The organism is Neobacillus sp. PVCKKU3 (assembly GCF_058323225.1).
Genome location: NZ_JBLVQN010000013.1, coordinates 1 through 15,150 on the forward strand (window position 1 = coordinate 1; position 15,150 = coordinate 15,150).

Consider the following 15,150-nt stretch of genomic DNA (forward strand, 5'->3'; position numbering starts at 1 on the left):
AAGTTATAAAACAGGGGGATAATATGAAAAGGTTAAAAAAGCCAATCGTATGGATTGCTATTTCGTTAGTGTTAATCTTGGTAGGAAGCATTTTTGCCAGTTTATTTAATAACTCGTATGGAAAGGTAGATGTTTCACGCATCTATTTTGATACGCCAAGTGGGGAACTTTCAGGGCTATTGTATAAACCTGAAGAGGCAGATAAAGAACCAAGACCTACAATCATCACAACACATGGATACCTCAATTCTGCAGAAATGCAGGATGCACAAGCGATTGAAATGTCAAAAAGGGGGTATGTTGTCTTAGCATTAGATCAGTATGACCATGGACATTCAACAGGGAAAATGAAAAAGCCCGTTCCGTTCTTTTCATTTTGGCCGACTTCCATGTATGATGCTGTCCAATATATGTATGAGCAGGACTTTGTGTTAAAAGATAAAGCAGGGAACGGCATTATTGCGGTTTCAGGACACTCCATGGGTGGATTTTCTTCAACCAATGCTGTCGTACTTGATGAAAAAGAATTCAAAAACAGCGGCATCAGAAAAATCTACAGTTCACTAACATTGGGCTCTGATTATTTATGGCTCCATGCGCTTAAATATACAGATGAAGATATCAATAATTCTTATGGACCTAGAACGTCGGGAAAAGTAGCTGCGCAATACGATGAATTCTTCTTTGATGCAGCGGCGGAAGCTACTGGGAAAACTGTAGTGAAGAAGAATTACGTCGGCACTCCAGAAGGCAGCGGGTTCTTGGGAAATCCCAAAAATCCACAGGCGGGACAATTTTATGATGTGAATGGTGGAAAAAGAATCGTATATCAACCTGCTGAAACTCATCCTTGGAACCACTTCTCTAAAGAAGCGACCTCCGATGCAATTGATTTTTATAATACAGCTTTTTCTGATTATAGCGATCTTGTATCCGTCGATAAATCGGGACAAACATGGATGTACAAGGAATTCTTTGAGTTTGTTGCTCTGATTGGATTCTTCCTGTTGTTTATTCCACTGATTATGTTGATTTCGAAATTACCGTTCTTTAATAAGATTTATACAAAGAAACCAGAACCATTATCCGTACCAACAACAAACGGGGCAAAGGCGGCAAACTATTTAATTGTCCTATTCGGTGCGTTGTTCCCGGCACTATTCTTTTCATCCTTATATGGCGGCAATGCAAATGAAGCCTTTTTTGGGATGAGATTATTAAGGCAAGTTAGTATCATTTTGATGGTTATATCAGCAATTGTCATGATTATCTCTTTTGTAAAGAAATCAGATAAAACGATTAAAACGTGCTCTGCGATTATGCTCATGTTAAGTGCAGTTCAATATATCTTTCTTAAATACCAGGCAGAACTTATTGCGACAACACCGTTCTTTGGATCACCGACTACAAATCCAGTTGTCTATTGGGCCATTAATGTCGCCATCGTTACCCTTATGCTAATGGTCTGCTATCATTACGTTACCAAGAAGCCGGAAGGGGCAACGATTGCCAATTACGGTGTCAAGGTAAATCTACTGGCAGCTATTGCGGCGATCGCCAATGCCATTTTGGCCGTTGTGGTTGGGTTTGCGATTCTGTTTATTATTGATGCCGTATTCAAGACCGACTTCCGTTTATGGACATTTGCTGTAAAAACATTTGAGGGTAAACATGTGATTGCATTGCTAAAATATGCACCACTGTTCTTCATTTACTACTTTATCAGCGGCATTTCTGCCAATATGAACACAAGCGGCAAGAAATTTGATGGAATCAAAGGTTATATTGTTTCGATTCTTCTATACGTAGGAGGCTTAATCCTGTACCTGGGCTATCAATATGGTTTGTTGTTCGTAACAGGAACCGCCGGATACCCTGAACAGGCTCTTTCATCCATCATTGTAATTGCCCTGGTACCTGTACTTATGATTGCGGCTATTTTCAATCGCTTCTTATATCGTTTGACAGGAAATGTTTATGTCGGCGCTGTCCTTAATACGTTGTTATTCACAATGATTACAGTAGCTAATTCAACCCTGTATACAATATTTTAATACCATGTCTTAAGTACCGAATAAAGAATACCTTTCGAATGAAAACGTTGAAATAGAATTCAAACAGGATTATAATTACAATAACAAGTTAATAATTATGTTTAACTTAGAATCTTGAAACTTTTTTGAAATTCTAGTGTTTTGCTGAGGAGATACGGGGACAGCGGTAGAAAGGAGATCATTACTTCTTTTTATCTGCTGTCTTTTTTGTATTCTTAGTTAGGAAGATGACAAAATTAACCGAGGAAAGGGTTGCCGGTATAAATGGACCAGAAAATATTGCCTGCTTCGGCAAACATGAAAGAATTCGAGCTATTTTTGCAAAGCCCTTATGAAATTGGCGTATTTTTAGATATGCATGTTGCCCAATTAAAAAATATCAGTCTAATGGCAAAACAGTTCGGGAAGAAAATGATTTACCATGTCGATTTAATCCGTGGAATTAAAAGTGATGAATACGCAACCGAATATATTTGTCAGGAATTCAAACCATTTGGACTCATTTCCACAAAAGCAAATGTGATTCAAAAAGCGAAACAAAAAGGGGTTTTCGCCATCCAAAGAGTTTTTTTGATTGATAGTCATGCCTTGGAAAAAAGTTATAAATTAATCGAAAAAACGAGACCTGATTTTATTGAAGTACTCCCGGGTGCCATGCCATGGATGATTACGGAAGTGATAGAACGGGTGAATATACCGATTTTTGCAGGAGGACTAATTCGGACTGTGGAAGAAGTGCAGGCCGCGCTAGATGCGGGGGCAAAAGGAATCACCACCTCAAAGCGGGAATTGTGGGACTTTTTCGCTAACCATCGTTAATCTATTTGAATATATCTGACAAGGGGAAGGGTTTACAATGGACAAATACATTCTGGCATTAGACCAGGGCACGACGAGTTCTCGTGCGATTCTGTTTAATAAACGGGGTGAAATCATTTTTAGTGCCCAAAAGGAATTTACGCAGTATTATCCAAAACCGGGCTGGGTTGAGCAGAATGCCAATGAAATCTGGGGCTCAATTCTATCCGTCATTGCCGAAGTCTTATCTGAATCCGGCATCAAACCTGAACAAATTGCTGGAATCGGAATCACCAACCAGCGGGAAACAACAGTGGTTTGGGATAAGGAAAACGGCCAGCCAGTCTATAATGCCATCGTTTGGCAATCGCGGCAAACGAGCGAAATTTGTGAAGACCTGAAGGCAAAGGGCTATCATGATTTATTCCATGAAAAAACAGGATTGCTTATTGATGCTTATTTTTCAGGAACCAAAGTAAAATGGATTCTCGAAAATGTGGCCGGAGCACGCGAAAAAGCAGACCAGGGTAAACTGTTGTTTGGCACGATTGACACTTGGTTAATTTGGAAGCTTTCCGGCGGCCGTTCCCACGTAACTGATTATTCTAACGCTTCAAGAACTCTGATGTTCAATATTTACGAATTGAAGTGGGATGAAGAATTGTTAGCTATACTTGGTGTGCCAAAATCAATGCTGCCTGAAGTTCGCCCATCATCGGAAATTTATGCGAATACGGTTGATTATCATTTCTTCGGCAAAGAGGTTCCGATTTCTGGCGTGGCCGGGGATCAGCAGGCTGCCTTGTTTGGCCAGGCTTGTTTTGAACAGGGAATGGCGAAAAATACCTATGGTACTGGCTGTTTTATGTTAATGAATACTGGAGAGAAAGCCGTCCAATCTGATCATGGATTATTAACAACTATTGCCTGGGGGCTTAACGGAAAAGTGGAATATGCACTCGAAGGAAGCATATTTGTAGCCGGTTCCGCGATTCAATGGCTTCGCGACGGGCTAAGGATGTTCAAGGATGCTAAAGATAGCGAGGAGTATGCTTTTCAGGTCGAATCAACGGAAGGCGTTTATGTGGTGCCAGCATTTGTTGGCTTGGGAACCCCGTACTGGGACAGTGATGTACGCGGTGCTGTATTCGGCCTAACACGGGGGACAACGAAAGAACACTTTATCAGGGCAACCCTTGAATCACTCGCCTATCAAGCAAAGGATGTCCTGTCTGCAATGGAGGCGGATTCCGGAATTAAACTTAAAACCCTGCGCGTCGATGGCGGTGCCGTCAAGAATAATTTCTTAATGGATTTTCAAAGTGATATCCTTGGTGTTCCAGTTGAAAGACCAGTGGTCAACGAGACAACCGCATTGGGTGCGGCCTATTTAGCGGGGCTTGCAGTCGGTTTCTGGGAAAACCAAGAGGAAATTTCCAAGCAATGGGCAGAGGAAAGGCAATTTATACCGAAAATGGCGGAGGAAAACCGCGAGCAACTATACGGTGGCTGGCAAAAGGCAGTGAAAGCGGCAATCGCCTTCAAATAATCATATTTCCACTAGAGGGTATTTGTGATATAATAAAATCAAGTTAATAATTGTCAGGAGAAACTGGAGAGACCACAAACATTACAGTAGCGGTAATGTCTTTTGTGGTCTCTTTTTTATTTCCCCTAAAAAACCAGAAGCATACTATAATAGGCTTCTGCAATCGGGAGGAAGCAGCAATGAACTTTTCAAATTTAAATCGCAATGAAATCGTCAATAAGCTAAAAAGCGTTCAATATGATCTTTTAATCATCGGCGGCGGCATTACCGGGGCGGGGATTGCGCTTGATGCCGAGACGCGGGGAATGAAAACGGCGCTTGTTGAGATGCAGGATTTTGCCGCAGGCACCTCCAGCCGCTCGACAAAGCTCGTTCATGGCGGGCTCCGTTACCTGAAGCAATTTGAGATTAAAATGGTGGCTGAAGTTGGGAAGGAACGATCGATTGTGTATGAAAACGGCCCGCATGTAACCACTCCAGAGTGGATGCTATTGCCGATGCATAAGGGCGGGACGTTCGGCAAGTTTTCAACATCCATCGGCTTGCAGGTCTATGACTTTCTTGCCGGTGTCAGAAAATCCGAGCGACGGACGATGCTGTCTGCCGAAGAAACGTTAGCGAAAGAACCGCTTATTAAAAAAGCTGGACTTAAGGGCGGAGGCTATTATGTAGAGTACAGGACGGATGATGCCAGATTAACGATTGAAGTGATGAAGGCAGCTGTCGATAAAGGAGCTGCAGCCCTTAATTATTCAAAGGTCACGAAGCTTATATACGAACATGGAAAAGTTGTCGGAGCCGCCATACAAGATCAATTAACGGGTGAAGAATATGAAATCCGGGCCAAAAAAATCGTGAACGCAACAGGCCCATGGGTCGATAAAATTCGTGAAATGGACCATTCCAAGAAGGGGAAAACACTCCAGCTCTCAAAAGGGATTCACCTTGTCATTGATCAGTCCCGATTCCCATTAAAACAGGCAATTTATTTTGATACACCCGATGGGCGGATGGTGTTTGCGATTCCACGGGACGGGAAAGCCTATGTGGGGACAACAGATACCTTCTATAATGGGGATGCCGTTAACCCCAATATAACAGTAAGCGACCGCGATTATATAATCAATGCGATTAACTATATGTTCCCTGACGTTAAGATTAGTGATCAGGATATCGAATCCAGCTGGGCCGGCGTTCGTCCGCTCATTTACGAAGAAGGGAAGAAGGCCTCGGAAATTTCCCGGAAGGATGAAATTTGGGTATCGGATTCGGGACTAATCACCATCGCAGGCGGGAAATTAACTGGCTATCGAAAAATGGCAGAAACAATCACGAATCTTTTAGCTGAAAAATTTCTTTCAGAGGAAGGAAAAGGTTATCCGGCCGGCCAAACAAGAAACATGCCGATTTCCGGTGGGGATGTAGGTGGGTCAGGAAATTTTGATGCCTATGTTTCAGAACATATTATGCAGGGGGTGGAGATGGGGCTCTCCAAAGAAGAAGCCGAAAAGCTAACAAGGACTTATGGCTCCAATATCGGTCGAGTATTCGAATTATTGGTTTCAAATAAGGATGATGCATTCAATTATCAGCTACCGCTCGCTTTATTTGCCCGACTCGTCTATGCGGTTGAACAAGAAATGGCGGCCACCCCGATTGATTTCTTGAATCGGCGGACAGGGGATATTTTATTTAATATTCAATCCGTTCAAAAATGGAAGAACCAAGTCATTGCTTACATGTGTGATCGTTTTAATTGGAATGAGGAAGTTCTGAACAAATATACTTTGGCCGTAGAGGATGCCTTGAAAGCTTGCGTTATCCCTGTTGATGAGTAAGTGTAATCTCATGATGCACACAACCAAACGAGTTGTGGAAAATTATTTTAAAAGTATTTTCTTAGTGACATGATATGGATACAAAATAAAAAGGGATACCAGAAACTATTAGAACGAATTAAAATAGATAAACTCACCAGCACCCATGAGTTGCCGCATACATTCCACACATGTGGAGTGCTGTTCACTACTGTAAGAAAAGATTTAAACAGATGTAACAGTGAGTAATGAGCCTCTCCATATTAAGGAAAGGCTCTTTTCTTTTTGAGTTACTCTTTCATTAATTAAAAACCTGTCCATTTACTATTTTATCTTTATGACAATTTTTCCTTTTGCATGATGCGATTCGCTGAGTGCATGTGCTTCTTGCAGACCCTGTTCACTAAAATCAAATAAACTGCCTACTATGGGCTTTAACTTTCCCACTTCCATTAAATCTGCTAGATTTCTTAGTTGTTCACCATTTGGTATAAGCCAGTGAAATTTGACTTTAATCTCCATTTTATCTGCCTTTTTTTCATCTGGGGGCTGTACAATCGAAACCAATGTCCCACCCTTTTTTAAAACTTGAAAGCTTTTATTTTGGATTTCTCCTCCCAGGGTATCCACAACTAAATCATAATCCTTAAGTTCCTTCTCGAAATCTTGTTTGTCATATTTTATCACGATATCAGCACCAAGAGACTTCAGAAATTCCTCATTTTTGCTGCTGCCTGTAGTTGCGACAAAGAAACCAAGACTTTTTGCTATTTGTATCCCCAAACTACCTACACCACCCGAACCTGCATGAATTAATACTTTATCTCCATCATGTAACTGAACAAAGTCCACTAGGCATTGGTAGGCAGTTAATCCTGCAAGAGGAACCGCTGAGGCCTCCTCAAAACTGATATTATCAGGAATTTTGGCTAGAAGATTTTCCTGTGTAACAATGTATTCAGCATAGGTTCCCTCTGCAGTAGTTTCAGGTCTCGCAAAAACCCTGTCCCCAAGACTGACCGTTGAGACTTTGGGGCCAATTTCCGAGACAACACCTGCCGCATCCCAGCCTAAAATGATGGGAAACTTAAATGGAAGCATTTCTTTTAGATGTCCTTCTCGAAGTTTCCAATCAATAGGATTAATGGAAGTGGCGTGCATTTCAATTAACACCTCTCCCTCTTTAGGAACAGGTCTGGGCATTTGCCTTTCCTTGAGTTCCTCCTTGCTGCCATAATGATCAATTACAATTGCCTTCATCTTCTATCCATCACCTTTTTGTAATATTCTGCTCAGTATTCCAAGACTATTGTGTATCTAATACATCTTTTTATTCGAATAATAATCTGAATTTGATTAAAAATAATTTATAAACGAAGATGGGGATATATATATGCAGTAAGGGCCGGTGACCGGGTTTACAATCCTGCAGGATAGCTCGTATTTTACTTTAGCGGTGGCTGTTTTAAGTGGTCCATTTACAAAAAAGCAAGTCATTTCAAGAACGACTTCCGGGATAACCCGCTTAACGTACGCTGATTTTGATTCGAGTGGTGCAAGGCACACTTTTTAGTTTTCCTGCTATAGCGGGGCGGTTTGAGAAGCTGGGATGAACGGGTTGCTTTAGAACAGGCAAATTAAAGTGAAATAAAGAAAATGGCTCAGTTTAACTGGGCCATTTTTCTTTTTATTAACAAATACTGAGGCAAAACATAGTGCAAATTTGCATACATTTTGATTTGCATTTTCAAGTTCTGTGATAGGAAAGGGAACCCGTTATAATATTGTTCCCCGCTTATTTATTTTTCATATATTTAACCCAGAAGTCATAAAACATTCACATTTTTATAAAAACAACCATATCCATTTTCCTCACCAAACCATAAATAACAAATGAATAGAAATTGTTAAAAAACAAGGATGGTGGTTGAAGATGGCTAAGTATCGAATGGTGCGAACTGAATTTTGGGAACATCCCATTGTGGAAGAAATGACCCCGGAGGAGAAGTATTTTTACCTCTATCTGCTGACAAATTCGAAAACAACGCAAATTGGCATCTATCGAATCACGAAGAAGCAAATGGCTTTTCATTTGGGCTATTCAATGGAGACTGTTCATTCGTTAATGGAACGATTTGTCGAGCATCATCAGTTGATTCGCTACAATGAGGAAACAAAAGAACTGGCGCTTAAATACTGGGGGGAATATAACCTGCATAAAGGCGGGAAACCGATCATGGACTGTATAACCGCCGAGCTAAAAGAGGTCCAGGACCGCTCGCTTATTTCGTATGTTTCAGAAGGCATTAGCAATCCCGGGATTAGCAGACTTTACGAATCTTTTAGTAGACAAGAAGAAATGCTTTTTAGCAACAAGGTAAGTGAACACGAGGAACAGGATACATATACCGATACGGAAGAAGAATTTTACGATACGTTGGCGTGCCGTGACACGATACGTGGGCAAAAAGAAAAAGAAAATAAAAAAGAAAAACAAAAACAACAGATAGCTTCTCAGCCATATATGGAGGACACTCCAGATTTAGAGAATCTTACAAAGCCGGAAGACGTGAATGAAATTATCGAGTTTTGGGACGCGAATGGATTTGGCTTTACGAACGTGATGGCGAAGCAGCAGCTGTTAGCATGGTTAGAGGATTCTAGCTTTTTACAGCCAAAAGAGATGATTTTAAAAGCCATGGAGATTGCCTGTGCTACTAACAAGCGAAGGCTCAACTATATAGTTGCGATTCTTAGAAACTGGGAAAATGAATCGTTACTGACCGTAGCTGATGTTGATTCCCAACAGGCACCCCAACAGGCAGTACCAAGGTCTAGGCAATCAACAGAAACCTTTCGTTCTGGAAGAGATATTCCAAGTGGATTCCAACTCGATCTAACGGCAGGTGAAGAGGAATGAGTATGGCTGAAAAAGCGTTCTTAGGCAGTTTGATGAAGGCGGAGTACTTACTAACGGATACTGTGATTCAGCCTGAACAGCTAGAAAGTGCACGGCATAAAGAAATCATGCGTAAAATGGTGGAGTTCAAACGTGTCGGTAAGAATATTGATTTGATTACTTTTTCAACGCTGCCCGATCTCGAATCAGTAGGAGGAATGTCCTATCTTTCTGAGCTGTTGTCCTATGCAGACATTGAGAAATTTGATGGAATGGAAAAGCTCATTCTTGAGTCGTGGAAGGATCGGGAAAAGCGAAACATTTTGAATGTTGCCGCCATGAATGAATGGGAGATTGCCAAGGTCATTAGCGAATTGGATAAAATCAGCCAATTAAAGCTTGAGGATCACACTTCGTTACAACAAGCGTTGGCCAACATCTATGAGGCACCCTGGGAAGTTCAATTGCGCCTGAAAAGTGTCACGGGTATCAAACAGCTCGACGACATGACGGGGGGCTTTCAGGGCGGGGAAGTCACGATTCTAGCGGCCAGACCATCAATGGGAAAAACCGACGTGATGCTTCATTTTGCCAAAATGGCGGGTTGGGCCGGTTATCTGCCACTCGTATTTTCTTTAGTAATGCCTGAGAAACTGATAACCAAACGATTAATTGCTTCGACAGGGGGCTTTAATTATCAACAGGTAAATAATGCAGTAGGTAACATTGAATTAATGTAATTCCCAGGACAAACTAGATGAAATTTATTTCATTATCTGAAACTTTTCCCAAGTTAATGGTGAGTCATTGTTGGAGTAATTATCCAAATCTATAATTGCTTTAATAGATAGCGTTTTCTTAAGAAAAAAAGGCGTAATTACATTATGGAGGAAGAAAAATGATACGATTTGGAGTAATCGGAACGAATCGAATAACGGATTTATTTATTCGGGATGCAAGTGATTTAAAGGAATTTACTTTAACCGCTGTTTATTCTCGATCAGAGAAAAAAGCAAAAGAATTTGCTAGAAAATATAATGTACAGAACATTTTTATAGATTTGGTAAGTATGGCACAAAGCAATACAATTGACGCAGTTTATATAGCCAGCCCAAATTCCCTTCATGCAGAGCAAGCTATCATTTTTATGAAGTATGGCAAACATGTACTTTGTGAAAAGGCCATTGCTTCCAATACAACCGAATTACAAACGATGATTCAAGTTGCTCAAAGTAATAAAGTTGTTTTAATGGAAGCATTAAAATCAACGTTACTTCCTAATTTTCAAAGTGTTTACAGTAATTTACACAAAATAGGGAAAATACGCCGATATTTTGCAAGTTATTGTCAATACTCTTCTCGTTATGATGCTTACAAGCAAGGAACAATATTAAATGCATTCAATCCTATATTTTCAAATGGCTCTATAATGGATATTGGTATTTATTGTATTTATCCAATGGTTGTATTATTTGGCGTCCCATCTAGTGTTCATGCCAATGCTTTGATGCTTGACTCGGGTATAGACGGAGAAGGAAGTCTATTGCTGAAGTATAAAGATATGGATGCAGTAATTATGTATTCAAAAATAACAGATTCGAATATTCCTTCTGAGATTCAAGGTGAAAATGGAAACATTATTATAGATAATATCAATCAGCCACAAAAAGTAGAAATTCGTTATCGAGATGGACGAGTAGAAGATATTACATACCCACAATCCAACAACACAATGTATTATGAAACCAAAGAATTTATTAATGTAATTAAGTCTGGTCAGTTAGAATCAAGTATCAATTCGCACAATCATTCCATGATAACTATGAGAATCATAGAAGAAGCGCGCAAACAGATTGGTCTTGAATTTCAGGCGGATAGGATAAATAGTACGAGCAATCCCTTCAGTTTAAACTAAAGGGATTTTTTTTAATAGTCAAGGACTACTCCTGAAAGTTATGTTTAATTTTCTAAGTCTCATTTGTTTCATTATCTGGTACTTTTCCCAAGTTATTGATAAGTGATTGTTTGAATCATCATGCAACTCTATAATTTCTCTAGAGATAGCGCTTTCTTATAAAAACTAAAAGGAGTCATTCATTATGATGCAGAAATTGCAGCGATTTGGCGGAGCCATGTTTATTCCAGTAATGATTATGCCGGCTATGGGATTGTTACTAGGACTCAGTAACACTTTATTAAATGAGCAAATGGTTGGAAGTATTGCTGCTAAAGGTACCATTTGGTATGCATTTTGGAAATTGATTTTTGATGGGAGTTACGTTGTATTTCAAAATATTCCCCTTTTATTTGTGATCGGTTTACCTATTGGTTTAGCAAAGAAATCAAAGAGCAGGGCTGCACTGGAAGCTTTCGTTATTTATATGTTTTTTAATGTATTTATCAACTCATTATTATCAACATCTGGTTCAACCTTTGGGGTAGATTTCTCTAAGGATGTAGGCGGATATAGCGGATTAGCAAGTATAGCAGGTATTAAAACGCTTGATACCAGTATGGTTGGTGCATTAATTATTGCAGGAATTACGATCTGGCTTCATGAACGCTTTTATGATAAAAAATTGCCAGACCTTTTAGCAATTTTCCAAGGAAGTGCCTTGGTCACGATAGTAGGATTCTTAGTTATGATACCAGTAGCATTTTTAACTTGTCTTGTCTGGCCACATATTCAAGAATGGATTTTTTCACTCCAAGGGCTATTAAAAACATCTGGTGCTATAGGTGTAGGGCTTTACAGTTTTCTAGAAAGAATTCTGATTCCAACTGGTTTACACCATTTTATTTGGCAGCCCTTTGCCTATGGACCGGCTGCAGTAAATGGGGGACTTCTAGCTTATTGGTTTTCTCATGTAGCAGAGTTTGCAAATTCGACTAAATCAATGACAGAGTTGTTTCCTCAGGGTGGTTTTACCTTGTTTGGGAATTCCAAAGTATTTGGATGCTTGGGCATAGCAATTGCACTGATCATTACAAGTAGACCAGAGAAAAGAAAACAAACAATTGGATTAATTTTACCTGTTGCATTTACTGCAGTAATTACAGGGATAACAGAACCAATAGAGTTTACATTCTTGTTTATAGCTCCTTATTTATTTCTAATTCATGCTATTTTGGCTGGTTTAATGACTGCAATTATGTATGCCTTTGGTGTTTCTGGTAACTTCATATACGGCTTACTTGATTTCTCGATTACTTGGGCAAGTACCTGGCAAAATCACTGGGCCACTTGGCTGCTTCAAATAGGTATTGGTTTAGGATTTACCGTTATCTATGTGGTGTTATTTAGATATCTAATTATTAAGTTTAATATTTTGACGCCAGGCAGGGAGTCTGATGATGTAGAAAGCAAGTTATATACGAAAGCGGATTATAAAGAAAAGAAATTAGGAAATACAGGTGGAAGCAGTTCTTTTGAACAATTAGCAGAATACTTTTTAGCAGATTTAGGTGGTGCTGAAAATATTCAAGATATTACTAACTGTGCAACGAGATTACGTGTTACAGTAAAAGACCCTGAAAAACTAGAAAGTGAACAAGTTTTTAGAAAACATGGAGCACATGGCTTAGTTCGGAATAAACAAGCGATCCAAGTAATAGTTGGACTCTCAGTTGGTCAAGTTCGAGATAAAATAGAAGAAAAGATTAAAAGTGTTGGATAGAAATATAGGATGTTAGAAGTTAATGAAATCTCCCAATGAGTGAAACCTTTCCCATCATCTTTCCAAACTATTACGATGAAGGGAAAATCGCAGTATACTCACCTTAAAGAAATATTTATACACTAAGACATAACAACAATAAGGAAAGAGGGACTTAAAATGAAAAAAAATTCTGTAGTAATTGCTGGTGGGGGAAGTACTTATACAGCTGGAATTGTAATGATGTTAATTGAAAATCAAGATAAATTTCCATTACGGAAATTAAAATTTTACGATAATAATAAAGAACGTCAAGATATCGTTGCGAAGGCATGTGAAATTATCATTAAGGAACGTGCTCCTAAAATTGAATTCACAGCAACAACAGATCCCGAGGAAGCTTTTACAGATGTTGATTTCGTAATGGCACATATTCGTGTTGGTGGTCTAAAAATGCGTGAACTAGATGAAAAAATTCCATTAAAATATGGGGTCGTTGGCCAAGAAACATGTGGACCTGGCGGCATGGCCTATGGTATGCGTTCCATTCCAGGAGTAATTGAATTAATTGATTATATGGAAAAGTATTCACCGAGTGCTTGGATGTTAAACTACTCTAACCCCGCTTCGATTGTTGCAGAGGCTACACGTATCTTACGTCCTAACTCGAAAATCATTAATATTTGTGATATGCCGGTTGCCATTAAAAAATCAATGGCTGACATTTTAGGGTTGGAATCTGAGAATGATATGATTGAACGGTATTATGGACTAAACCATTTTGGCTGGTGGACTGAGCTTTATGATAAAGAAGGCAATGACTTAATGCCAAGATTGAAAGAACATGTAAAACAATGGGGGTATGGGGCTAAAAATGATGGGATTAATAATCCACTGCTAGCGGAATCCAGCTGGATGGATACATTTACTAAAGCTAAGGACGTATACGCTGTAGACCCGGATACACTACCAAATACGTATTTAAAATATTATTTATTCCCTGACTATGTAGTACAACATTCAAACCCAGAGCATACACGGGCAAACGAAGTGATGGAACATCGTGAAAAGAATGTTTTTGCCGAATGTATACGAATTGCCGAAGCTGGCACCGCTGAAGGAACAAGTATTGAAGCCGGGGAACACGCGGAATTCATCGTTCGATTGGCGGGAGCGCTTGCCTACAACACATATGAAAGAATGCTATTAATTGTTCCTAATAATGGGGCGATTGCAAACGTTGATCCAACTGCAATGGTTGAGATTCCATGTTTAGTAAGTAAAGCAGGTGTGGAACCATTATCTATTGGGACAATTCCTCAATTCCAAAAGGGATTGATTGAACAACAAGTATCAGTAGAAAAATTAGTCGTTCAAGCTTATTTAGAAAAATCCTATCAAAAACTTTGGCAGGCGCTGACATTGTCAAAGACAGTACCAAGTGCAAGTGTTGCAAAGGCAATTTTAGATGATCTTATCGAGGTAAACAAGGATTTTTGGCCGGAACTTTCTTAAGGAAAAAGGGTTTGCTAAAATCAGCAGGGTATGAGGTGTTTTCATACCCTGTTGCCTGTTTTAATTAAATTAGGAGGATCTCCGTGTGAATCTTGAAGAGTTAATTAATAAAAATTATGAGTATTTGAGTGATACTGATTTTACTATTGCTAAGTACGTTCTTGCTAATAAAGATAAAATTGGGAACATGGGTATTAATCAGTTAGCTAAAAATAGTTTAGCATCCAAATCATCTGTATTAAGATTTGCTCAAAAATTAGGCTTTAGTGGATATAGTGAATTTAAAAACTTTGTAAAGTGGGAAAATGCCAGCCCAAGTGAGGAACTTAAACCAAATGAATTATTTGAACAAGTTCTTTATGATGTCAATAAAACGTTAGACTATTTAAATAGTGTGGACTTTGAACCTATTTATAAAGCAATTGATACTAGTGAAAATATTTATGTCATTTCTACAGGTTTAGCACAGAAAAATCAAGCTGCAGAACTGCAACGATTATTCCTGCTTATTGGCAAACCTGTTCAAATTATTCCAGCAATGGCCCAAGCAAATGAATATAGGCTTATAATTGAAAAGTTAACTTCTAAAGATTTAATTATTCTGTTTTCTCTATCCGGTGAAAATCCAAACTTACAAGGATTACTTGATATTCCTGCAGTTAAGGGTGCAAAAATGATTTCCCTTACTAATTTTAAAAGTAATTGGTTGTCAGGACATGCTGATTTTAATTTATATGCTTCCAGTACGATGAATCCTATTCCAAAAAATTGGTGGGTACGATCCGCCTCTTCCTTTTTTATGGTGGTAGAAGCATTGGCATTTGGATATTTAGATTATATTAATAGTAAAAGATAGACATTG

The 15,150-nt window shown here is 39.1% G+C and carries 12 protein-coding genes; 11 read left to right on the forward strand and 1 reads right to left on the reverse strand.

Annotated elements, in window-relative coordinates; all coding sequences use genetic code 11:
• Positions 1-23 precede the first annotated feature (23 nt).
• The 4 genes from ACNQGS_RS10715 to ACNQGS_RS10730 all read left to right on the forward strand — a co-directional run bounded on the left by ACNQGS_RS10715 (position 24) and on the right by ACNQGS_RS10730 (position 6,239).
• On the forward strand, positions 24-2,054 hold the full coding sequence (locus tag ACNQGS_RS10715; protein WP_491487276.1) for an alpha/beta hydrolase family protein: 2,031 nt from the start codon (positions 24-26) through the stop codon (positions 2,052-2,054).
• Between the two features lie 264 nt (positions 2,055-2,318).
• Positions 2,319-2,873 carry a glycerol-3-phosphate responsive antiterminator gene (locus ACNQGS_RS10720; RefSeq protein WP_491487277.1) on the forward strand — a complete coding sequence of 185 codons (555 nt, stop codon included), beginning with the start codon at positions 2,319-2,321 and terminating at the stop codon, positions 2,871-2,873.
• Positions 2,874-2,910: 37 nt separating this feature from the next.
• Positions 2,911-4,401 carry a glycerol kinase GlpK gene (gene glpK, locus ACNQGS_RS10725; protein ID WP_491487278.1) on the forward strand — a complete coding sequence of 497 codons (1,491 nt, stop codon included), beginning with the start codon at positions 2,911-2,913 and terminating at the stop codon, positions 4,399-4,401.
• 179 nt (positions 4,402-4,580) lie between these two features.
• The gene (locus ACNQGS_RS10730) at positions 4,581-6,239 is read left to right on the forward strand and encodes a glycerol-3-phosphate dehydrogenase/oxidase (RefSeq protein WP_491487279.1); all 1,659 of its coding nucleotides are present in this window, start codon (positions 4,581-4,583) and stop codon (positions 6,237-6,239) included.
• Between the two features lie 303 nt (positions 6,240-6,542).
• Here the strand turns inward: ACNQGS_RS10730 and ACNQGS_RS10735 are convergent, their stop codons facing one another.
• Positions 6,543-7,478 (reverse strand): NADP-dependent oxidoreductase, encoded by a 936-nt coding sequence (locus ACNQGS_RS10735; RefSeq protein WP_491487280.1) that lies wholly within the window; start codon positions 7,476-7,478, stop codon positions 6,543-6,545.
• Between the two features lie 148 nt (positions 7,479-7,626).
• On the opposite strand from ACNQGS_RS10735, the gene ACNQGS_RS10740 reads away from it, so the two are divergent.
• From ACNQGS_RS10740 to ACNQGS_RS10770, 7 genes are all read left to right on the forward strand, one after another.
• Positions 7,627-7,791 carry a hypothetical protein gene (locus ACNQGS_RS10740; RefSeq protein ID WP_491487281.1) on the forward strand — a complete coding sequence of 55 codons (165 nt, stop codon included), beginning with the start codon at positions 7,627-7,629 and terminating at the stop codon, positions 7,789-7,791.
• A gap of 360 nt (positions 7,792-8,151) precedes the next feature.
• Positions 8,152-9,138: a DnaD domain protein gene (locus ACNQGS_RS10745; RefSeq protein ID WP_491487282.1), complete on the forward strand. Its 987-nt coding sequence runs from the start codon at positions 8,152-8,154 to the stop codon at positions 9,136-9,138.
• 2 nt (positions 9,139-9,140) lie between these two features.
• Positions 9,141-9,857 carry a DnaB-like helicase C-terminal domain-containing protein gene (locus tag ACNQGS_RS10750; protein ID WP_491487283.1) on the forward strand — a complete coding sequence of 239 codons (717 nt, stop codon included), beginning with the start codon at positions 9,141-9,143 and terminating at the stop codon, positions 9,855-9,857.
• Positions 9,858-10,015: 158 nt separating this feature from the next.
• Positions 10,016-11,032, forward strand: coding sequence for a Gfo/Idh/MocA family protein (locus tag ACNQGS_RS10755; RefSeq protein ID WP_491487284.1), 1,017 nt, complete (start codon positions 10,016-10,018; stop codon positions 11,030-11,032).
• Between the two features lie 184 nt (positions 11,033-11,216).
• Entirely contained in the window at positions 11,217-12,794 is a 1,578-nt protein-coding gene (locus tag ACNQGS_RS10760; RefSeq protein WP_491487285.1) for an alpha-glucoside-specific PTS transporter subunit IIBC, read from the forward strand.
• A gap of 159 nt (positions 12,795-12,953) precedes the next feature.
• Entirely contained in the window at positions 12,954-14,288 is a 1,335-nt protein-coding gene (locus ACNQGS_RS10765; protein WP_491487286.1) for a 6-phospho-alpha-glucosidase, read from the forward strand.
• An 85-nt stretch (positions 14,289-14,373) separates the two neighbouring features.
• A complete protein-coding gene (locus ACNQGS_RS10770; protein ID WP_491487287.1) occupies positions 14,374-15,144 on the forward strand; it encodes a MurR/RpiR family transcriptional regulator in 771 nt (256 codons plus the stop codon).
• Positions 15,145-15,150: the final 6 nt, after the last annotated feature.

Excerpts from the sequence above, each read along its gene's own strand:
- ACNQGS_RS10715 (WP_491487276.1), top strand. The coding sequence starts at position 24 with ATGAAAAGGTTAAAAAAGCCAATCGTATGGATTGCTATTTCGTTAGTG.
- ACNQGS_RS10720 (WP_491487277.1), top strand. The coding sequence starts at position 2,319 with ATGGACCAGAAAATATTGCCTGCTTCGGCAAACATGAAAGAATTCGAG.
- glpK (WP_491487278.1), top strand. The coding sequence starts at position 2,911 with ATGGACAAATACATTCTGGCATTAGACCAGGGCACGACGAGTTCTCGT.
- ACNQGS_RS10730 (WP_491487279.1), top strand. The coding sequence starts at position 4,581 with ATGAACTTTTCAAATTTAAATCGCAATGAAATCGTCAATAAGCTAAAA.
- ACNQGS_RS10735 (WP_491487280.1), bottom strand. The coding sequence starts at position 7,478 with ATGAAGGCAATTGTAATTGATCATTATGGCAGCAAGGAGGAACTCAAG.
- ACNQGS_RS10745 (WP_491487282.1), top strand. The coding sequence starts at position 8,152 with ATGGCTAAGTATCGAATGGTGCGAACTGAATTTTGGGAACATCCCATT.
- ACNQGS_RS10750 (WP_491487283.1), top strand. The coding sequence starts at position 9,141 with ATGGCTGAAAAAGCGTTCTTAGGCAGTTTGATGAAGGCGGAGTACTTA.
- ACNQGS_RS10755 (WP_491487284.1), top strand. The coding sequence starts at position 10,016 with ATGATACGATTTGGAGTAATCGGAACGAATCGAATAACGGATTTATTT.
- ACNQGS_RS10760 (WP_491487285.1), top strand. The coding sequence starts at position 11,217 with ATGATGCAGAAATTGCAGCGATTTGGCGGAGCCATGTTTATTCCAGTA.
- ACNQGS_RS10765 (WP_491487286.1), top strand. The coding sequence starts at position 12,954 with ATGAAAAAAAATTCTGTAGTAATTGCTGGTGGGGGAAGTACTTATACA.